The organism is Streptomyces sp. CB02923, assembly GCF_001905005.1.
GTDB lineage: Bacteria > Actinomycetota > Actinomycetes > Streptomycetales > Streptomycetaceae > Streptomyces.
This window is the reverse complement of record NZ_LWKZ01000026.1, coordinates 98,985-117,493: the sequence shown is the minus strand read 5'-3', so window position 1 is coordinate 117,493 and position 18,509 is coordinate 98,985. Positions and strand designations below refer to the sequence as shown.

At 71.1% G+C, this 18,509-nt stretch carries 17 protein-coding genes and 1 pseudogene; 3 read left to right on the top strand and 15 right to left on the bottom strand.

Annotated features, from left to right (window positions below; translation table 11 throughout):
• Positions 1-83 precede the first annotated feature (83 nt).
• From A6A06_RS32365 to A6A06_RS32340, 6 genes are all read right to left on the bottom strand, one after another.
• Positions 84-1,019 carry a dihydrodipicolinate synthase family protein gene (locus tag A6A06_RS32365; RefSeq protein ID WP_073766270.1) on the bottom strand — a complete coding sequence of 312 codons (936 nt, stop codon included), beginning with the start codon at positions 1,017-1,019 and terminating at the stop codon, positions 84-86.
• On the bottom strand, positions 1,019-1,816 hold the full coding sequence (locus tag A6A06_RS32360) for an aldolase (protein ID WP_073766268.1): 798 nt from the start codon (positions 1,814-1,816) through the stop codon (positions 1,019-1,021). The genes A6A06_RS32365 and A6A06_RS32360 overlap by 1 nt, the downstream gene beginning before the upstream one ends.
• 95 nt (positions 1,817-1,911) lie before the next feature.
• Positions 1,912-2,409 (bottom strand): hypothetical protein, encoded by a 498-nt coding sequence (locus A6A06_RS32355; RefSeq protein ID WP_073766266.1) that lies wholly within the window; start codon positions 2,407-2,409, stop codon positions 1,912-1,914.
• A gap of 199 nt (positions 2,410-2,608) precedes the next feature.
• Complete coding sequence (locus A6A06_RS32350; RefSeq protein ID WP_073766264.1) at positions 2,609-3,928, bottom strand: aminotransferase class I/II-fold pyridoxal phosphate-dependent enzyme; 1,320 nt, start codon at positions 3,926-3,928, stop codon at positions 2,609-2,611.
• A gap of 1,096 nt (positions 3,929-5,024) precedes the next feature.
• A complete protein-coding gene (locus tag A6A06_RS32345; RefSeq protein ID WP_073766262.1) occupies positions 5,025-6,032 on the bottom strand; it encodes an NADP-dependent oxidoreductase in 1,008 nt (335 codons plus the stop codon).
• Positions 6,033-6,157: 125 nt separating this feature from the next.
• Positions 6,158-6,505 (bottom strand): ArsR/SmtB family transcription factor, encoded by a 348-nt coding sequence (locus tag A6A06_RS32340; RefSeq protein ID WP_073766260.1) that lies wholly within the window; start codon positions 6,503-6,505, stop codon positions 6,158-6,160.
• A gap of 133 nt (positions 6,506-6,638) precedes the next feature.
• Between A6A06_RS32340 and A6A06_RS32335 the strand changes: the two genes are divergently transcribed.
• A complete protein-coding gene (locus A6A06_RS32335; protein WP_073766258.1) occupies positions 6,639-7,745 on the top strand; it encodes a Gfo/Idh/MocA family protein in 1,107 nt (368 codons plus the stop codon).
• A 110-nt stretch (positions 7,746-7,855) separates the two neighbouring features.
• On the opposite strand, the gene A6A06_RS32330 is transcribed toward A6A06_RS32335, so the two are convergent.
• Together A6A06_RS32330 and A6A06_RS32325 are read right to left on the bottom strand one after the other, a co-directional pair.
• Positions 7,856-8,323 (bottom strand): RICIN domain-containing protein, encoded by a 468-nt coding sequence (locus A6A06_RS32330; RefSeq protein WP_073766256.1) that lies wholly within the window; start codon positions 8,321-8,323, stop codon positions 7,856-7,858.
• 530 nt (positions 8,324-8,853) lie between these two features.
• Positions 8,854-9,384, bottom strand: a complete 531-nt coding sequence (locus A6A06_RS32325; RefSeq protein ID WP_073766254.1) for a methylated-DNA--[protein]-cysteine S-methyltransferase — start codon at positions 9,382-9,384, stop codon at positions 8,854-8,856.
• Between the two features lie 479 nt (positions 9,385-9,863).
• Between A6A06_RS32325 and A6A06_RS32320 the strand changes: the two genes are divergently transcribed.
• Positions 9,864-10,811 (top strand): hypothetical protein, encoded by a 948-nt coding sequence (locus tag A6A06_RS32320; protein WP_073766252.1) that lies wholly within the window; start codon positions 9,864-9,866, stop codon positions 10,809-10,811.
• A gap of 189 nt (positions 10,812-11,000) precedes the next feature.
• Here the strand turns inward: A6A06_RS32320 and A6A06_RS32315 are convergent, their stop codons facing one another.
• The 3 genes from A6A06_RS32315 to A6A06_RS32305 form a co-directional block, all read right to left on the bottom strand.
• Complete coding sequence (locus tag A6A06_RS32315; RefSeq protein ID WP_073767122.1) at positions 11,001-11,417, bottom strand: DUF779 domain-containing protein; 417 nt, start codon at positions 11,415-11,417, stop codon at positions 11,001-11,003.
• 204 nt (positions 11,418-11,621) lie between these two features.
• Entirely contained in the window at positions 11,622-12,401 is a 780-nt protein-coding gene (locus A6A06_RS32310) for an SDR family NAD(P)-dependent oxidoreductase (protein ID WP_073766250.1), read from the bottom strand.
• A gap of 25 nt (positions 12,402-12,426) precedes the next feature.
• A complete protein-coding gene (locus A6A06_RS32305; protein WP_338015967.1) occupies positions 12,427-13,023 on the bottom strand; it encodes a TetR/AcrR family transcriptional regulator C-terminal domain-containing protein in 597 nt (198 codons plus the stop codon).
• A 242-nt stretch (positions 13,024-13,265) separates the two neighbouring features.
• Between A6A06_RS32305 and A6A06_RS32300 the strand changes: the two genes are divergently transcribed.
• Positions 13,266-15,566, top strand: coding sequence for an ATP-binding cassette domain-containing protein (locus A6A06_RS32300; RefSeq protein WP_073766248.1), 2,301 nt, complete (start codon positions 13,266-13,268; stop codon positions 15,564-15,566).
• On the opposite strand, the gene A6A06_RS32295 is transcribed toward A6A06_RS32300, so the two are convergent.
• From A6A06_RS32295 to A6A06_RS32280, 4 genes and pseudogenes are all read right to left on the bottom strand, one after another.
• Positions 15,556-16,737, bottom strand: a complete 1,182-nt coding sequence (locus A6A06_RS32295) for a cytochrome P450 (protein WP_073766246.1) — start codon at positions 16,735-16,737, stop codon at positions 15,556-15,558. The genes A6A06_RS32300 and A6A06_RS32295 overlap by 11 nt on opposite strands.
• Positions 16,738-17,120: 383 nt before the next feature.
• Positions 17,121-17,351: a hypothetical protein gene (locus tag A6A06_RS32290; protein ID WP_073766244.1), complete on the bottom strand. Its 231-nt coding sequence runs from the start codon at positions 17,349-17,351 to the stop codon at positions 17,121-17,123.
• Positions 17,332-17,514: pseudogene (locus tag A6A06_RS32285) on the bottom strand (MarR family winged helix-turn-helix transcriptional regulator); the annotation flags it as partial. The gene A6A06_RS32290 and the pseudogene A6A06_RS32285, both read right to left, overlap by 20 nt.
• 98 nt (positions 17,515-17,612) lie before the next feature.
• Complete coding sequence (locus A6A06_RS32280) at positions 17,613-18,374, bottom strand: hypothetical protein (RefSeq protein WP_199931321.1); 762 nt, start codon at positions 18,372-18,374, stop codon at positions 17,613-17,615.
• Positions 18,375-18,509 lie beyond the last annotated feature (135 nt).

Genomic DNA, 18,509 nt, shown 5'->3' with positions numbered 1-18,509 from the left:
GGACGGCGCTCACAGAGGCGGGGCGTTGCCCAGCTCCTGTGCGGATGCCTCTTCCTGCACGGAACTCTTCCCTGTCGGCTGGGTCAGGGCGTGGTCGGCCCTGGCAGTACGTCGCTGTCGAGGTAGGGGTGGGGTCCGAGCCGGTCCAGGAGGTCCTGGAGTTGCTGGGTCTCTTTGTCGGGCAGGGGCAGCAGGGGTGCTCGGGGCGGTCCGGCGGGACGGTTATGGAGCTGGAGTCCTGCCTTGATGGTGCGGGGCAGGCCGTGGCCGACGATGAACCGCAGGAACGGCAGGAGTTCGGCCAGGATCGCGTCGGCCCGTTCGTCCTGTCCGCGGATCGCGGCGGTGTAGAGCTGGAGTGTCCAGTCGGGGACAAGGCAGGGGGCGGCGGTGCACCAGCCCGCGGCACCGGCGCGGAAGGCGTCGAGGGCGACGGGGTTGTTGCCGTTGTAGACCGACAAGGTGCCCTCGGACAGTTCCCGCAGTGCGGTGAAGCGGGCGACGTCGCCGGAACTCTCCTTGACCATGGTGAGGTTGGGGACTTCCCGGGCGAGTTTGACGATGGTCTCGGGCAGGAGGTCGGTTCCGCTGGTGCCGGGGTTGTTGTAGAGCATGACCGGCAGGTCGGTGGCAGCTGCCACCTCGGCGTAGTGCCGGGCGAGTTCGGCCTCGGTCAGCTTCCAGTACACCTGCGGGAGCACCATGACGGCGCCGGCCCCGAGCCGGGCGGCGACCCGGGCGCGGCGGACGGTGCCCTCGGTGGTCAGGTGCGCGACGCCGACCAGGGTCGGGACGCGTCCGTTCACGGTGTTCAGGACGGTTTCGCAGACGGCGTCCCACTCGGCTTCGCCCAGGTAGGCGCTCTCACCGGTGCTGCCCAGCGGGGCGACGGCGTGGCTGCCCGTGGTCACCAGGCGGTCGGTGAGCCGGCGCAGCGCGTTGTGGTCGACTGCGCCGGTGCCCGGGTCGAAGGGGGTGACGGGGTAGGCGATGATTCCCTTGAGGGGCTGCTGGGACATCAGAGGTCCACCTCGCTGGTGAGGCAGTCGGGGTGGTTGCGCAGGGCCCTGCGGGCGTAGTACGCGAAGTTGGCCTTGCTGCGACGGTCGGTGGAGGTCCAGTCGTGGGCCTCGCGGGCGAGGCCGGGGTCGAGCGGCTGGATGGTCCCGGCGGCCATGGCGAGCAGTTGGAGGCGGGCGGCGCGTTCGATGAGCATCGCCAGGGTGCATGCCTCTTCGATGGTGGCGCCGGTGACGAGCTGGCCGTGATGGGCGAGGAGGATGGCGCGCTTGTCGCCGAGGGCGGCCGAGATGATCTCGCCTTCCTCGTTGCCGACGGGGACGCCGGGCCATTCCTTGAGGAAGGCGCAGTCCTCGTAGAGGGGAGTGGTGTCCATGTGGGAGACCATCAGGGGGACTTCGAGCATGGCGAGGGCCGCGGTGTGCAGCGAGTGGGTGTGGATGATGCAGTTGACGTCTTCGCGTTCCCGGTAGATCCAGGAGTGGAAGCGGTTGGCGGGGTTGGGCATGCCGCGGCCCTCCAGGACCGTCAGGTCCTCGTCGACGAGGAGGAGGTTGTCCTCGTCGATCTCGTCGAAGCCGAGGCCCAGGCGCTGGGTGTAGTAGGTGCCGGCCGCCTGGCCGCGCGCGCTGATCTGGCCGGCGAGTCCCGAGTCGTGGCCGCCGTCGAAGGCGATGCGGCAGGTGAGGGCCAGCTTCTGCCGTACGGTCAGTTCCGAGTCGGCGAAGTGCTCGCGCATCTGCTGTTCGGCACGTCCGACAAGGACGTCCTTGGAGTCGTGCAGGGTGGTTGCCATGTGCTCACTGCTCCAGTTCCCAGGGCCGGCCGGGGTCGGCGGGCTCTGTGTCCGGGGTCTGTGGGGAGAAGGTGCCGGGCGGCGCCCGGTTCGGATCAGCAGCCGGCGTGGTCCGCGGCGAGCCGGTCGAGGAACGTCATGAGCTTGGCGTTCATCTCGGTGTAGTCGTTGGCCCGCAGCTGGTCGGGCTGCTGGACGTAGGGGCGGTCGGTGATCGCGGCCAGTTCCTTCTCGTCGTGTGCGATCAGGGCCTCGATGCAGTCCGGGGTGAACTCCAGGTGGCGCTGGAAGCCGTACACGTACCGGCTGTAGGCGACGATCTGGCGGGGGCAGCCCTCGCTGGTGGCCGGCACGGTGGTGTCGTCGGTCAGTCCCGGCATGTCGTTGTGCCAGTGGCCGCATTCCTTGGTGGTCGTGCTGGGCCGCTGGGGGCCGCCCAGCACGATCAGCAGGTCGATGCCGTCCGCGCTCCCGGGCAGGGCGTCGCCGTCGGAGACGCGGGAGTAGCCGATCTCGTAGCGCAGGGCGCGGGCCCAGTCCTCGTAGGCTCCCGGGGCCTCGAACGACTCGTGGACGACGAAGTGTGTACGCATGGCGAAGCCTGCCTCTCTGCAAGGCGGGGGTGCGCGCTGTGGTTGTGGTCCGGCGCCACGCAGCACACGCCGCACCCGGCCGGGGACAGGAGACGAAGACGGAAAAGGGGGACGGGGACAGAGACGTCGGTGGCGCAGGGAGGCGGAGAGTGCGCCATCGGTGGCACAGGGCTGCGTAGGCGAGGGCCCCGCAGGTCGGTCAGGGGCGACCGGGGAGGTTCAGGACGTCGGCGAGGTCGGCGGTGAACTGCGTGGCCTGCTCGTCGGTGAGCGTGGAGGTCGTCACCCGCAGGGCCTGGGCTTCGGACGGTCCCGAGGTGAACAGGCCGCCGGGCTGTACGGCCCAGCCGCGCCGCGCGAGGGCGTCCGCGACCGGACGCGCGGGGGACGGCAGCGGGACCCAGACGTTCAGGCCGTCCGGCCGGTAGCCGTCCGGGACCCTGATTCCGTGTTCGCCGAGCCGTGCCAGGAGCCGGTCACCGCGTCGTACGTAGGTCTCGCGCGCCCGCGCGGTGAGGGCGATGACATCGGGGTCGGTGAGGAGAACGTGAGCGGCGTGCTGGAGCAGGCCGCTGACCCACGTCGCCCCGGTGTTGAGCCGGGTGCCGAGGCGGCTCGCGGTCTCCTGGTCGCAGGCGACCAGCGCCAGACGCAGGTCCGGGCCGAGGAACTTCGACGCCGACCGTACCAGCGCCCACCGCGAGAGGCCCGGAGGCGTGATCCGGTGATAGGAGGAGCGGGAGACCGCCCAGAAATGGTCGTCCTCGATGACCTGGACCTGAGGATGACCCGCGAGGACCTCCCGGAGTTCGGCGGCACGCTCCCCGGTGATGCTCACGCCGGTCGGGTTGTGCGCGCGCGGCGTACACACCACCGCCCGCACCCCGCTCTCCAGAGCCGCACGCAGGGCGTCCGGACGCATCCCCTGCCCGTCGACCGCCACCGCCACCGTCCGGAAGCCGTTCAGCCGCAGTGTGCCGATGCTCGCCAGGAAGCACGGGTCCTCGACCGCCACCGCGTCCCCCCGGGTCAGGTAGGCGTTCAGCAGCCGCTCCGTCGCGTCGACCGCGCCGTGCGTGACTACGACACGGAAGCCGCTGTCACCGATGTCCGGTGCGTACTGCCGCACGGCCCACCCGGCCAGCCGCTCGTCGACCGGCGGTGAGCCGTACAACGCCGGCTGGTACCCGCCGCCGCGCAGAGCCTGGAGCGCGTCGGGCAACAGCTGCGGGTCGGGGTTGCCGCTGGCCAGATCGGTCAGCCGACCGCCGAACCACGCCCCCTCGCTGGCCAGTTGCGGCACCCCCGCCACCGCTGTCCCGCCGCGTCCACGCGTCACGGCCTCAGCTGCGGCCACCAGCTGCCGGTAGGCCGAGGCGACCGTGTTGCGGTTCACGCCCAGCTCCTCCGCGAGCGCGCGCACCGGCGGCAGCAGGTCCTGCGGCGCCAGCTCACCCGACGCGATCAGGTCCCGCACACTCCCGGCGATCTCTGCCGCGGTCGTCCCGCTGATCGGCATGTCGTCCACCTCCAGACCCGACCATAGCATTAGTCCTAGGACGTAGAAAATATGTCCTAGGCCAAAAAGCCCTGTGCTGCACCGACCTGAAACCCCAGACCCCGCATCTCCCAGCACATGCTCCCCCCTTGTCTCACCGGCAACGGCATCCGGAGGTCCGATGAGGCAAGGGCAAGGCAGTCACCCGGTGCGCTGCTACACCGCGTCGCCGTCGCCCTCGTCGAGACGGACGACTGCTGGGTCGCGCAAGAACCGCAGCCCCTCGCGCGGCGGACGGCGGAGCCGTAGCGACCCGTCAGGAGGGGTGTAGCGGTGGGAGAAACTGGGAGCACCACACAAAACGGGCCTCGTGCCGAGTGGGATGAGAAGAAGGCACCTGACAGGCAAAAGACCAGGTCAGGCACCTTTTCCTGTGAGCTCGGAAGAGCCCGGGAGCCTTCGGCGAATACGACACCAACAGATACTCCGTCTGCTGGTGGTACAACGCTCACGACGGTGCTGGCCTGCGGCATTGGTGGGTGTTACGGACGCTGGGAGAGCGTTGGTCCGCGCATGCTCCGGCCCTTGGTATCAGCCACCAGGGCCTGGGGCGGCTGTTGCTGCGCGACCGGTGGTGGCGTGTTGATCTGCCAGCAGACGAACTGAGGGATTTCGGGAAGTGCCGTTCTCCCGTGTCGCCCGTCAGAAGCCGAGCAAGAGGTCGTCCCTTTCGAGGCGCTGAGCTCCTTCGTGCTCTTCTGAAGGCCGACTGTTCCCCGCGACTGAGAGAGGTTCAGCTCCGGCGGTACCGCACCGCGTGCTCCAACGGTGGTTCAGGGCCGTCAGGGCCGTTGCCGCGAGGGGCGGTTCGGAGGCGGTTCGCCGTGATCAACTGGGAGACGGCTGGGACAACCGGGCGGCACGCCGCTACGAGTTTCTGCCAGGAGTTGCTGGAAACTGCCGTGCGCGGGGAGGGGGTTGGGCGGCGAAGCCGGGCCCGTACTGCGGCCGCCCTCTGGGCGGAGGTCGGCCCGGCCCTCAAGGCCGTCGAGACCCTGCATGCTCTCCCGGCCGCGCGCCGGGATGGAACGGGACTTGCGGCCGACCAGGCCCCCACTCACAGCCGTACCAGCATCTTCCCCGTATTGCGCCCGTCCATCATCCCCAGGAACGCCTCCACCGCCCGGTCGATGCCGTTCTCGACCGTCTCCCGGAACGTGAGTTGTCCGGAGGCCAGCCACCGGCCCGCCTCGCGTTCGAAGCGGGGGCGCAGCGCGGCGTGGTCGGCGACTTCGAAGCCGCGCAGCGTGAGGCGCTTTTTGACGAGTTCGGTCATGTTGCGTGGGCCGTGGGGTGTTGTGGTTGCGTTGTATTCGGAGATGGCGCCGCACAGTGCCGCTCGGCCGTCGCGGTTCAGCAGGGCGATGGCGGCCTCCAGGTGGTCGCCGCCGACGTTGTCGAAGTAGACGTCGATGCCGTCCGGCGCGATCCGCGCGAGCTGGCCGCGTACGTCGCCGTTCTTGTAGTCGAAGGCGGCGGTGAAGCCGAGTGTGTCCGTCAGGTACGCGACCTTTTCCGGTGATCCGGCGCTGCCGAGCACCGCCTTCGCGCCGCGCAGCCGGGCGATCTGTCCGGCCAGGCCGCCCACCGCGCCGGCCGCGCCGGAGACGAACACGGTGTCGCCCGGCCGCAGTCCGGCGATCTCGGTGAGGCCGACGTACGCGCTGAGCCCCGGCATGCCGAGCACCCCGAGGTATGCGGAGTCGGGTACGTCCGCGATCCGTTCCCGCTTCGTGAAGTGCGCGGCGGACGCGACGGCGGCCGTGCGCCAGCCGAGGCCGCTGAGCACCAGGTCCCCCGGAGCGAAGCGCGACGACCGGGACTCCACCACCTCGCCGACGGCGCCGCCGCTCATCGGCCGGTTCAGTCCGTAGGCCAGGGCGCCGGAGTGCTCCGTACCCATCAGGGCCCGCATGTACGGATCGACCGAGAGGAATCGGTTGCGCACCAGGACTTCCCCCTCGGCGGGCAGGGGTAACTCCCGTTCCACCAGCCTGAAGTCCCCGCGCGCCGGGCGCCCTACGGGCCGTGCGGCCAGCTGCCATTCCTGTGCCGTGGTCGGCATGTGCCGTTCCCCTCGCGAGCCGGGTGCGCCTGCGGGCGCCGGATGCGGTGCCCGCGACCGGAACAGCGACGGGAGGGGCGCCCGCATTCCCGGCGGGCGGCTCTGCCGGGCCTTCGGCGCCGCGTTCAGCCGGCCGCGGGCTGCGGTGCGGCGCGCTCGGCGCCTTCCTTCAGTACGAGGGTGAGCAGGCCGGGGAAGCGGCGGTCCAGCTCCTGCGCGCGCAGCGAGTTGACCCGGCGGGTGCCTTCGTCGCGCTGGCTGATGACGCCCGCCTCGCGTAGTACGCGCAGGTGACGGCTGAGCGCGGACTTGGCGATGGGCAGGTCGAAGGTGCCGCAGGGCACCGCCGACTCGGTGGCGAGGGTGAGGACGATGCTCAGGCGGACCGGGTCGGTGAGCGCGCTCATGACGGCGAACAGGTCGAAGTCCCGCTCGTCGGGATGGAGCAGGGGGGAGGACGTACGGCTGGCCATGTCCTCAGTATCCCCCACTGCCCCGCAGGTGCGTCCGTCATCACTTATGTTCGCTTTATAGCGAACATGGTTTACGGTCGTGATCACCGCTCGACCGAGCGCACCACCGCATGTCCGGTGAAAGGAATCCGCCATGCCCGCGCACACCCCCTCCGCCGACACGGTCGGCGTCGGCATCATCGGCCTCAGCGCCTCCGGCGGCTGGGCCGCCCGCGCCCACCTGCCCGCGCTCTCCGCCGTACCCGGGTTCGAGGTCCGCGCCCTGTCCGCCAGTACCCCGCGATCCGCGCGGGCCGCGGGGGAGAAGTACGGCGTTCCGCTGGCCTTCGGCAGCGCCGAAGAACTCGTACGGCGCGACGAGGTCGATCTCGTGGTCGTCGCCGTGAAGGTCCCGCACCACCGTGAACTGGCCCTGGCCGCCCTGGAAGCCGGGAAGATGGTGCTCAGCGAGTGGCCGCTGGGCAACGGCCTCGCGGAGACCGAGGAACTGGCCGCCGTCGCCGAGGCCAGGGGCATCCGTACCTTCGTCGGGCTGCAGGCCCGCTCCGCGCCGCCGGTCCGCTACGTACGGGACCTGATCGCCGACGGGTACGTGGGAGAAGTCCTGTCCACCAGCCTCATCGCCTCGGGGCGCCGCTGGGGGGCGGAGTTCGATCAGGGCGGCGCCTACCTCCTGGACCGGAGCAATGGCGCCTCCCTGCTCACCATTCCCTTCGGCCACACCATCGACGCCGTCACCATGGCTCTCGGCGAATTCACCGACCTCGGCGCCACCATGGCGACCCGCCGCCCGAAGGTGCACAACGAGACGACCGGTGAGCCGGCGCGGATGGACGTGCCGGACCAGATCGCCGTCAGCGGCGTACTCGAAGGCGGCGCGGTGGCCTCGGTGCACTTCCGCGGCGGCCTGTCCCGGGCCACCAACTTCCACTGGGAGATCAACGGCGCCGCCGGCGACCTGCTGCTCACCGGCGACTCGGGGCATCTGCAGTTCGGCCAGGTCACCGTGTACGGCTCGCGCGGCGAGGACGCGGCGCTCGCGGAACTGCCGGTCCCCGGCGCGTACTCGACGCTGCCCGCGCTCGCCGGCCGGACCACGGAGGAGGCGTACACCGTGGCCCACGCCTACCAGCAGATACGCGCCGACCTCACGGCCGGCACCCACCACGCCCCGGACTTCGCCCACGCCGTACGCCGCCACCGCCTGCTCGACCGCATCGAGCGCGCCGCCGGTTTCTGAGTGGACGGGGACTCCGGGGGCCGGGCCGGCTGCCACGGATCCGCACCCCGCTGCCACGGATCCGGAGCCGGTTGCCACGGATCCGGACCCGGCTGTGTACGTCGGCGACGTCAGCGGCTCTCCAGCCTCCACCACTGGCCCGGCCGGTCCCGGTCCTCCCACTGCTGGACGTTGGCCCCCGGCTCCGTACTGTCGTCGGCGACCTCCAGCAGCAGCCCGCTGGCGTAGTTGGTCAGTGTGAACGTGCCGGGCGCGGCGGTGTCCTGCTCCAGCAGCCACTCCTGCGCGCCGTAGTTGTTGGCCTTCCACTGCTGGACGTTGGCGCCGTTCTCGGTGGAGGCCCCGGTGACGTCCAGGCGCTTGCCGCTGCCCGCGTTGGTCAGGTGCCGCAGCCCGCTGCCGGGATGGACCTCGGTGACCCGCCACAGCTGGGCCGGTGACCCGTCCTCCTCGCCCTGCCGTACGTTCGCCCCGCTGCCCTTGCGGCCGTCCTCGACCTCCAGCAGCAGGCCGCTGCCCACATTGCGCAGCACATACGCCCCCTCGCCGACCGCCGCAAGACTCCCGGCACCACTCACGTCCGCCCCTTTTTCCGTTGTCGCGGCCCACCGCCGCCGAGTCGCTCAAGTGTACGAATATGGGTGAGGCTGCCGTGGTCACCGCGCCGGAAGGGCGCGCGTGAGGCGGTCCGGTTCATGATCGGCGGGCCTGCGGAGGAGGGCGCTCGAAAATGGTCATGGTGCAGCCGCTGCGTTGACTGGCCCGGAGCCAATATACTCGGCAGGGCTTCGGACGCCCGTCCCGCCGCGGACGGGCTCCGGTCGGGGCTGCCTGGGTTGGGTGATGCGGGGGATCGCCCGACTCGGGTTCAGCCACTGCCCGGCCGCTCCTCCCGGCCCGCGTTCGCGGGTGGTGGGGGGAAGGGAGGAGCGGCGGGTGGAACGGCGCCGGGGCTGGGGGGCTTGGCGCCGTTCCTCTTTTTCCGGGCGGCCGTGCTTGTGGAGCATCAGGTTGTTCCCGGCGGCTGTGTCCGTGGGGCCTGAGGTTGTTCCGGGCGATTGTGTCCGTGGGCCCTCAGGCCGTTCCGGGTGGCCGTGCCCGTGGGGCCTCAGGCCGGGAGAGTCCCTGTCACGCACGCCGCGCCTTCGAGGCGAAGAAGCTGTTCCTTGCGGCGCAGGCCGCCCGCGTAACCGGTGAGGGTGCCGTTGGCGCCGATGACCCGGTGGCAGGGCCGGACGATCAGCAGCGGATTCCGGCCGATTGCGGTGCCGACCGCGCGCACCGCGGCGCGCGGGGCGCCGATGCGGGTGGCGATGTCGCCGTAGGTGAACGTCTCGCCGTACGGGATGGCGTCCAGGGCCTCCCAGACGCGCCCCTGGAAGGGGGTGCCCCCGCGCGCGTACTCGATCCCGAAGCGGGTGCGGCGGCCCTCGAAGTAGGCCGTGAGCTGGGCCGCGATCTCCGAGAAGGCCGCGGGGTCGCGGGTCCAGGTCCCGTGGACCGTGGCGCCGCCCTTCTGGTCGGGTACGGACAGCGAGACCAGCGCCGTGCCGCCCGGCGCGGTGGCGGACGGCACGCCCACCAGCAGCAGATCGCCCAGCGGGCTGCCGAGCGTCGTGTACACCGTCGTGGCCGTCATCGTCCGGCCCCTTTCTCTGTTTTCTCTGTGCTCTCGTGCCGTTCTCCGGCTCGTCCGTCTCCTCCACTGTGCCGTGGCGAGGGTGCGGCGGCTGGCGGGATTCGGACGTCGCGTCACCGCCGGTGACGGCCGGGCCGCGGCGACGGGGGCGACGTCCTGCGCACCGGTATCGGGAGCGTCCGGGGCCCGGGAGGACGCCGTGGGCGCTGCCGCGGGCCGGTCGCTCCGCCCTGCGGGCCCCGCAGCGTATCGCGGTGCGGCCGGTACCTGCCCGCGCCCGTCCGCCCGTCGGCCGTTTCTGCTGCTCGCGGGCGCCATGACCAGCCCCGTTCCTGGGCAGGATGACCCCGTAGGACCCCGGCCGGCCGTACGGCGCCGAGGCGGGGGAGCCGGGGCGCGACCGGGCCGGGGACCGGGTCGTAGGGCTCCGGCGCACCCGTTACGATCGGCGGCATCGTGGCCGTCGCCGGGAGGAAGAGATGGGCCTGTTCCGCCGTGGACCGAAGCGGGATCCGCGCGAAGCCCCGCGCGACGGGGAGTTCTCCTTCTTCTCGGAGCGCGAGGGCTGCGTCTTCCGGTCGCAGGTCCGGCAGGCGTTCGCCGAACGGGGCCTGGAGATCACGGTATACGCGGGTGTGGTCGCCGACGCCGGCGGCCGCCAGTTCGGCCTGGGCAACCTCGCCGCGGTCTGCCACCGCGACCGGCGCGGCGAGCGGGTGTGGCCCCTGATGATCCGCGACCACGTCGGCAAGGTGCTGCGCACCATGGACGGGCCGCAGCCGATGGAGACCCTGTCGGAGGACGAGATCCGGGCCCGGCTCTTCCCGCGGGTGGTCGCCGAGGACACGCTGCCGCCCGCGGACTCCTTCCGGTACGGACGCGCGCCGGCCCCCGGGCTGCGCGAGGTGCTGGCCCTGGACCTGCCCGAAGCCGTGCAGATGCTCAGCGAGGACTCGCTGACCGATCTCGGCGAGGTGCCCGAGCTGCGCATCAGGGCCCTGAACAACCTGCGCGCACTGCCGGTCGAGGGGCACGAGACGGTCCGGCGCGGCGACGGTTCGGCCTTCGAGGTGGTGCTGGGCGACTCGTTCTTCACCGCCAGCCGGGTGCTCGTCCTGGAGGACCTGGTGCAGCGGGTCATGGGGACGCCGCTGACCGGGGACGGCGCGCTGGTCGCGATGCCCTTCCGCCACCAGCTGGCCTTCCACCCCATCCATGACGCGCAGGTCGTGCCGGCGCTCCAGGCCATGGCGCAGTTCGCCGTGGCGGGCCACGAGGACGCGGCGGGGGCGATCAGCCCGCATGTGTTCTGGTGGCGGCGCGGGGTGATGACGCGGCTGAGCGAGCTGGACGGGGACGGGCTGCGGGTGGTCGTGGACGTCGACTTCCAGGACATGCTGGAGCGGCTGGTGCAGGACGAGGCGTGAGCACGGCGGCCTGCCGGGACCCGGGGCAGGCGAAAACTTTTCATGAAATGGGCACCGAGGGGAACCCCGGACCCGGTTCGCTCGTTCAATAAGGTGAGGCCCCGCGTCATCCCCCGTGCGCGGGGCCTCACCATGTTCATGCCCAGACTCAGGCTCATGTCCATGCCCAGGCCCTCCGGGCGGCCCGCCTCAGTCGCCGAGCCGCGCCCGCTCCTCCTCGCTGAACAGCCGTGAGCGGATGAGGAAACGCACTCCCTCCGGAGCTTCGAGGGAAAAGCCCCCGCCGCGCCCCGGCACGACGTCCACGGTCAGATGGGTGTGCCGCCAGCGGGCGAACTGGTCCGCCGCCATCCAGAAGTCCACCGCCTCGGCGACGCCCGGTACGGTCAGCCGCCCCAGCAGCACGTCCGCCGCGCCCGTACGGAACTCGCTCGCCGGGTAGCACATCGGGGAGCTGCCGTCGCAGCATCCACCGGACTGGTGGAACATCAGCGGTCCGTGCGTCGCGCTCAGCCGCTGGATCAGCTCCTGGGCGGCCGGGGTCAGGGCGATGCGTTCGGTGAGGTGTTCCGCTCCGGCGCTCATGGCGTCCACGTCCACGGCCATGTCCCTGTCGACGTCCACGTCCCCGTCGGCATCCCCGTCCCCGTCCACCGGAGAATTCCCGGGTTCTCGGGCCTGTAGCGGTTCATGTGCCACTCCTTCGCCGTTCGTCCGGATCAGGTGCGGTGCTGCCGAAAGTGTAGTCGGGGGCAGGCCGCCCTCCGGCTGACGGCCGGCGGCGGCTCGGTGGACGGCTCAGTGGACGGCTCAGTGGACGGAGAGACCACCGTCCACGAACAGCGACTGCCCCGTGACATACGCCGAGGCGCGGCTCGCGAGGAAGACCGCGGCACCCGCGAAGTCCCCGGCGAGACCGTTGCGCCCGGTCATGGTGCGGGCGGCCAGCGCGGCGACCTTCTCGGGGTCGGACGACAGGCGGGCGTTCAGTGGCGTCATGACGAAGCCCGGCACGAGTGTGTTGCAGGTGACGCCGTGCGGTGACCACGCCTCGGCCTGGGACCGGGCCAGCGACTCCAGCGCGCCCTTGGAGACGCCGTACGCGCCGCTCTGGACGAACGCCCGGTGCGCCTGCTGGGACGTGATGTGGATGATCCTCCCGAAGCCCCGCCCGGCCATGCCGGGGCCGAAGCGCTGCCCCAGGAGGTAGGGCGCCTCCAGGTTCACCGCCATCGTGGCGTCCCACACCTCGTCGTCCAGTTCGTTCATGGGCGGCCGCAGATTGACTCCGGCGGAGTTGACGAGGATGTCGGGCTCGCCGAACACTCCGGCCGCCCGGTCGGCCGCTTCGCGCACGGCACCGCGCGTACCGAGGTCGGCGCTCACCCAGGCTGCCCGGCAGCCGTCGGCGGTCAGCTCGTCGGCCGTGGCCCTGAGTTCCGCCTCCTTGCGCGCGACGATCACGACGCTCGCGCCGGCGCGGGCGAGGGCGCCGCTGACGGCGCGGCCGATTCCGGAACTGCCGCCGGTCACCACGGCAACCAGTCCGTCCAGGGAGAAGAGTTCGGAGAGATAGGTGTTCGACGTCATTGCCGCACCTTAGACGGGGCGGGGATCAGGGCGCCGACCGCGCTCGTTCGACAAGGACGGCCAGGCCGTCCAGGGCGCGTCCGAGACCGAACGTGAACGCGCGCTCCGTGTCGTGGGCACTCCGGCGGTCCGCGGCAGCGCTGCCGCCGATCCTGGCTGCGCGGGGGTAGCGACCGGGGGCGAAGACCGTGGCCAGTACGGGGGCGTGGGCTGCCCACCACTGCTCGCCGGTTGGTGCGCCGTCCCGTTCGGCCGCGCGCGCCTGCAACTCCGCGCGGGCGACGGACTCCACGAAGCCGAGCAGGAAGGCGAGTGCGGCGTCCGTGGTCACGTCGTCCAGGCCGAGGCCGTCGAACGCGGCCAGCTCGTGCTCGTACTTGGCCATCACCCCGGGACCCGGCGGCGGGTGGGTGACGGGCCGGGCCGCCACCCACGGATGGCGCCGGTACAGCTCGCGGTTCTCCCGCGCGACCGTCTCCAGCCGCGCCCGCCACGGCGCCCCCGCGTGCGCGGTGCGCGGCATCCGCAGGTACGCGGCGTCCAGCATCAGGTCGAGCAGCTCGGCCTTGCCCGGCACGTACGTGTAGAGCGTCATCGGTGTGACGCCGAGCTGCCGGGCCACGCCGCGCATGGTCAGCCCGCCGGGGCGGCTCGCCGGGGCCCAACTCTCGCCACAGCAGGCGCAGGGCGCAGGCCGGGGCGCCGCCATTATCTCCGTACGCCGTACGCGGAAAGTGTGGGAGAGTACGGCGACGCGACGGGGGTCCGGGTCCGCTGCCCGCCCTCTGCTGCGCGGCCGTTCGAGGCGCCACCGCCCGGCCGCACGTACCGCCGTACCCGCCGTACAGAGGAGAAGGAACCGACATGCCCGCTGCCCCCTCCAGCCCTCAGCCGGCCGCCGCGGACCTGCACCACGTCATCGAGGTGCGCGGCGCGCGCGAGAACAACCTGACCGATGTGTCGCTGGACCTGCCCAAGCGGCGGCTCACCGTCTTCACCGGGGTCTCCGGGTCGGGCAAGTCCTCACTCGTCTTCGGGACCATCGCCGCCGAGGCGCAGCGGCTGATCAACGAGACGTACACCGCGTTCATCCAGTCGTTCATGCCGAGCCTCGGCCGCCCGGACGTGGACGCGCTGCGCAACCTGAGTGCGGCGATCATCGTCGACCAGGAGCGGATGGGCGCCAACTCCCGTTCCACGGTGGGCACCGCCACCGACGCGTACACCATGCTGCGCATCGTCTTCAGCCGCCTCGGCATCCCGCACATCGGCACCTCCAGCGCCTTCAGCTTCAACAGCGCCGAGGGCATGTGCCCCGCGTGCGAGGGCATCGGCCAGGTGTCGACGATCGACACCGATCAGCTGGTGGACCGCGAACTCTCCCTCGACGAGGGCGCGATCACGGTGCCCGGCTTCGCCGTCGGCTCCTGGTACTGGCAGGTCATGGCGGGCTCCGGCTTCTTCCCGACGGACAAGAAGCTCAAGGACTACACCGAGGGGGAATGGCAGGACTTCCTCCACAAGCCCGCGACGAAGGTGAAGGCCGCCGCGCTCAACACGACGTACGAAGGGCTCGTCACCAAGGTCCAGCGGCTCTTCCTGGCCAAGGACCGCGACGCGCTGCAACCCCACATCCGGGCCTTCGTGGACCGTGCGGTGGCCTTCGCCCGGTGCCCCGACTGCGACGGCACCCGGCTGAGCGCCGCGGCCCTGTCCTCCACCATCGACGGCGTCACCATCGCGCAGTGCTCGGCCATGCAGATCAGCGACCTCGCCGTGTTCCTGCGCTCGGTCGAGGACCCGTCGGTGGCGCCGCTCCTCGCCAACCTGCGGCACCTGCTCGACTCCCTGGTGGAGATCGGCCTCGGCTACCTGAGCCTGGACCGGCCCGCAGGCACCCTCTCCGGCGGTGAGGCCCAGCGCGTCAAGATGGTGCGGCACCTCGGGTCCAGCCTCAGCGATGTCACATACGTCTTCGACGAACCCACCGTCGGGCTCCACCCGCACGACATCCAGCGGATGAACGATCTGCTGCTGTGTCTGCGCGACAAGGGCAACACGGTGCTCGTCGTCGAGCACAAGCCGGAGGTCATCACGATCGCCGACCATGTCGTGGACCTCGGTCCGGGCGCCGGCGCGGACGGCGGGCGCATCTGCTACTCCGGGGACGTGGCGGGACTGCGCGCCTCCGGGACGCTGACCGGGCGCTACCTGGAGCACCGGGCCCGGCTGCGCGAGACGGTACGCACGCCCCGCGGCGCCCTGGCGATCGAGGGCGCGGACCGGCACAACCTGCGCGACGTGAAGGTGGAGATACCGCTGGGCGTGCTGACCGTCGTCACCGGGGTCGCGGGCTCCGGCAAGAGTTCGCTGATCCACGGGTACGTCGCGGGGCGCGAGGGGGTCGCCGTCGCCGACCAGTCGCCGATCCGCGGCTCGCGCCGCTCGAACCCGGCCACCTACACCGGGCTGCTGAGCCCGATCCGTACCGCCTTCGCCAAGGCCAACGGCGTCAAGGCGTCGCTGTTCAGCGCCAATTCGGAGGGCGCCTGCCCGCACTGCAACGGCATCGGGCTGGTCTACACCGACCTCGCGATGATGGCGGGGGTGGCGTCGGTGTGCGAAGAGTGCGAGGGCAAACGGTTCACGCCGAAGGTGCTCACGTACAAGCTGCGCGGCAAGGACATCAGCGAGGTGCTGGCGATGTCCGTGGCCGAGGCGCACGCGTTCTTCCCCTCCGGCCAGGCACACGCCGTCCTCGGGCGGCTCGCCGACGTGGGGCTGGGCTACCTGCGGCTGGGCCAGCCGCTCAACACCCTTTCCGGCGGCGAGCGGCAGCGCGTCAAGCTGGCCATCCACATGAACGAGAAGGCCACGACGTACGTCCTGGACGAGCCCACCACCGGACTCCACATGGCCGATGTCGACCAGCTGCTCGCCCTGCTCGACCGGCTGGTGGACGACGGCAACTCGGTGATCGTCATCGAGCACCACCAGGCCGTGATGGCACACGCGGACTGGATCGTGGACCTCGGCCCCGGCGCCGGACACGACGGCGGGCAGGTGGTCTTCACGGGCACCCCCGCCGAGCTGGTGGCCGGTGGCGACACGCTGACGGCACGGCATCTGCGGGAGTACGTCGGGCAGCCTCCCCTCACCAGGTGACGGGCAGCGACTCCAGGCTGAACTGCCGCGTCTGCGCGAGCCGGAAGCGGACCTCGTCCGGCGGCACCGCGAGCCGCAGTCCGGGGAACCGGCGCAGCAGCGCCGGGTAGGCGGCGGCCATCTCCATCTTGACCAGCGGAGCCGCGACACAGTGGTGGATGCCGTGCCCGAAGGCCATGTGCGGGCCCGCCTCCCGGGTGATGTCGAAGGCGTCGGGCCCGCCCTGTGCGCGGTTGACGGCGAACAGGGAACAGGCCACCATCTCACCGGCCTTGATCACCTGGTCGCCGATGGGCACGTCCTCCAGGGCGGTACGCGGCGAGACGGTGTGGATGACGGTGACCTGGCGCAGCAGTTCCTCCACGGCCCGGTCGATCAGCTCCGGCCGTTCGCGGAGCAGGCCGAGCTGGCCGGGGTGGTCCAGCAGCAACAGGGTGCCCAGCCCCAGCATGCTGGAGACCTGCAGGAACCCGTCGGACACGAAGGTCGCGCCGAGGCCCGCCAGCTCCTCGTCGGTGATGTCCGCGCCGTGCTCGCGCACCACCGCGCCGAACAGGCCGTCCCCGGGGCTGCGGCGCTGCCGCTTCGCCAGCTTGACCATGTACGCCCAGTACGCCTTTCCGATGGCCACCCGCTGCTCCGGGGACCCGGACTCGTTCTGGGAAACATCCAGGTAGCGCGACAGTTCGGTCCGGTCGTCCCGAGGAATGCCCAGCAGCTCGCAGGTGATCAGCCCCGCCATGGGCCAGGCGAACTGCCGCATGAAGTCGGCCGGCTGCCCGACGCGCTCCATGGTGTCCAGGCACTCCGCCACGACCTCGTGGATGCGCGGCTCCAGCCTGCGCGTCCGCCGCGCGGTGAACTCCGGAGCCACCATCCTCCGCAGGCGCGTGTGGTCGGGCGGATCGCACTGCAACAGGTTCCCGGGCAGGGCCGGGGTCCCGGTACCGTCCTCGCCGGTGTCGGCGGGCCTGGAGCTGAACCGTTTCAGGTCGCCCAGCACCTCCCGCACCTCGGCCTCCCCGGTGGCGAGCCACTTCACCCGGCCGAAGGGCCCGAAGTCGATGTCCGCCTCGGTCAGCGGCGACTCCCGCGTCTGCCGCAGGAGCTCGGGAACCGGGTCGAAGCGGTCCCGGCGGACGTGCACGGGTATCTCGTGGGGCGGGGTCATCCTGACATCCCTTCTCCGGCGTCTCTCCGTCGGCTCCCCGGCGTCTCCCTGGCGTCTCTCCGGCGCCGACTGCGGCAGCGGGAGGCGCGCCCGGGAACGGCGACGGGTGGGAGGCGGCCGTTCGCTTCAGGGGATCGCGCGATTCCGCATGGGGCGGTGTCCGGTTCCGCATGGAGCGGTGACCGGTTCCGAGAGGAGCGGTGCCCGGTTCCGTACGGAGCGGTGCCCGGTGATTCCAGGAATTCGCGGGCCGATTGCCCCTACCTTGCGTTCCGCGGTGAACGGGGACAACCGCGACCAGTTGGACGGGCACGCGGGCAAATATGGTGTCCAACCAGGTGGTTGCCCGCGTTGGACGGCGCCCTGTCCGCGCCCGCAGGCTCTCAGGCGAGATCGCGGACGACGGGCGGCAGATCCGGCCGGTAACCGGGGTCGGCATGGGCGCGCCGGTTGCGGCGGGCGCGCAGCCGCATACCGCTTTCGACCAGGGCCCGTACGGGAGCGGAGGGACGGCGGGCGCCGACGGCCCGGCGCAGCGACTCGTCCAGGAACGCGTCCGCGGCAGTACGGCCGAACGGGCCGAACGGGGCCGGGAAGAAGCGGCGGACCAGCATCCTGCGGATCGGGCTCCCGCTCGATCCAGCCGCGCTCGGCGATGTGCGCCACGTGCCGGCTCGTGTCCGACATGTCGATCGCGAGCAGTTCGCCCAGCCTGCTCATCCGCATCTCGCCGTACCGGTCGAGCAGGGTGAGCACACCGGCCGAGGCGGGCGAGCAGAGTGGGGACACCGATGCCGGAGTGACAACTTTGTTTGCTGTGTCGGCAAGCGCAGGGATGGGAGGGCGGCGGAACGGCGGGGCGGGCCGGCCCCCGGTCAGCCGCCGGTTCCGGAGAGGTAATCCCGGATCTTCTGGTGCTGCTGCTGCGGGATGTCGTCGCGGACTGCGCCGGAGTAGACGGCGATTACGCCGCCGGTGCGTATGACAGTCATGGGGATGGTCTGTTCCATCGCGATGTCCATAGTTTTCCAAGTGAAGGCGACGGCGTCGTCCCCGGCCTTCGGTGCGGACCACTTCCCGGTGACGAAGCGCGAGTCCGGGGAACTGAACGAGGCTTTGAAGGCGAAGAATTCGTGGCACTTCGGCAGTGCCTCTTCGACGGACGTCATCACCGCCTTCGCCTCCTCGACGGAGTAACTGAACAGTTTAAGCGAATGGAACTTCGTGAAGTCGATGGCGTCGCCCCTGCGGAACTGCGGCTCGATGCGGGTCCGCGCCTCCGCCACGGGCCGGTGCCGTAGGTGATCCACTCTGATATCGAGCAGAGCCTCGCAGGCCGGGTGGCTGTCATAGAGGAGCTCCGAGGGCGTGGGCGGATCGTCCGCGTCGGCGTTCGGGCTTGCCGTCTCGGACGGTTCCTCAGGCTCGGCGACGTAGCCCTGGAAGGTTTTGCCGGTCGGCATCAGCGACTTCAGGTCGGTCTCGGTCAGCGGCTCGGAATGCGGCGGTTGCGGCGGTCGTGAAGACTTCGCCGAACCGCAGGATGTAGTGGCCGCCAGACAGACGGTGACCGTCGCGGCAGCCACCACGGTACGCAGAAAACGAGACATCAGGCCCCCTATGGTCGAAACCGCCATTCTGCCTCCGAGCCGGTAGACCCGGTGAACGGGGTCGGTGTGCGCCCGGCCCCCCGCCCGATTAGCGCCAACGGCTGTACCGATGGTCCCACGGCCGGATCACTAGGGACCTCCGCCGTAAAGGACCAAGATCAA

Excerpts from the sequence above, each read along its gene's own strand:
- A6A06_RS32365 (WP_073766270.1), bottom strand. The coding sequence starts at position 1,019 with ATGTCCCAGCAGCCCCTCAAGGGAATCATCGCCTACCCCGTCACCCCC.
- A6A06_RS32315 (WP_073767122.1), bottom strand. The coding sequence starts at position 11,417 with ATGGCCGTGGACGTGGACGCCATGAGCGCCGGAGCGGAACACCTCACC.
- A6A06_RS32350 (WP_073766264.1), bottom strand. The coding sequence starts at position 3,928 with ATGCCGATCAGCGGGACGACCGCGGCAGAGATCGCCGGGAGTGTGCGG.
- A6A06_RS32290 (WP_073766244.1), bottom strand. The coding sequence starts at position 17,351 with ATGCTGGTCCGCCGCTTCTTCCCGGCCCCGTTCGGCCCGTTCGGCCGT.
- A6A06_RS32320 (WP_073766252.1), top strand. The coding sequence starts at position 9,864 with ATGGGCCTGTTCCGCCGTGGACCGAAGCGGGATCCGCGCGAAGCCCCG.
- A6A06_RS32340 (WP_073766260.1), bottom strand. The coding sequence starts at position 6,505 with ATGGCCAGCCGTACGTCCTCCCCCCTGCTCCATCCCGACGAGCGGGAC.
- A6A06_RS32355 (WP_073766266.1), bottom strand. The coding sequence starts at position 2,409 with ATGCGTACACACTTCGTCGTCCACGAGTCGTTCGAGGCCCCGGGAGCC.
- A6A06_RS32310 (WP_073766250.1), bottom strand. The coding sequence starts at position 12,401 with ATGACGTCGAACACCTATCTCTCCGAACTCTTCTCCCTGGACGGACTG.
- A6A06_RS32300 (WP_073766248.1), top strand. The coding sequence starts at position 13,266 with ATGCCCGCTGCCCCCTCCAGCCCTCAGCCGGCCGCCGCGGACCTGCAC.
- A6A06_RS32280 (WP_199931321.1), bottom strand. The coding sequence starts at position 18,374 with ATGGCGGTTTCGACCATAGGGGGCCTGATGTCTCGTTTTCTGCGTACC.
- A6A06_RS32335 (WP_073766258.1), top strand. The coding sequence starts at position 6,639 with ATGCCCGCGCACACCCCCTCCGCCGACACGGTCGGCGTCGGCATCATC.
- A6A06_RS32345 (WP_073766262.1), bottom strand. The coding sequence starts at position 6,032 with ATGCCGACCACGGCACAGGAATGGCAGCTGGCCGCACGGCCCGTAGGG.
- A6A06_RS32360 (WP_073766268.1), bottom strand. The coding sequence starts at position 1,816 with ATGGCAACCACCCTGCACGACTCCAAGGACGTCCTTGTCGGACGTGCC.
- A6A06_RS32325 (WP_073766254.1), bottom strand. The coding sequence starts at position 9,384 with ATGACGGCCACGACGGTGTACACGACGCTCGGCAGCCCGCTGGGCGAT.
- A6A06_RS32295 (WP_073766246.1), bottom strand. The coding sequence starts at position 16,737 with ATGACCCCGCCCCACGAGATACCCGTGCACGTCCGCCGGGACCGCTTC.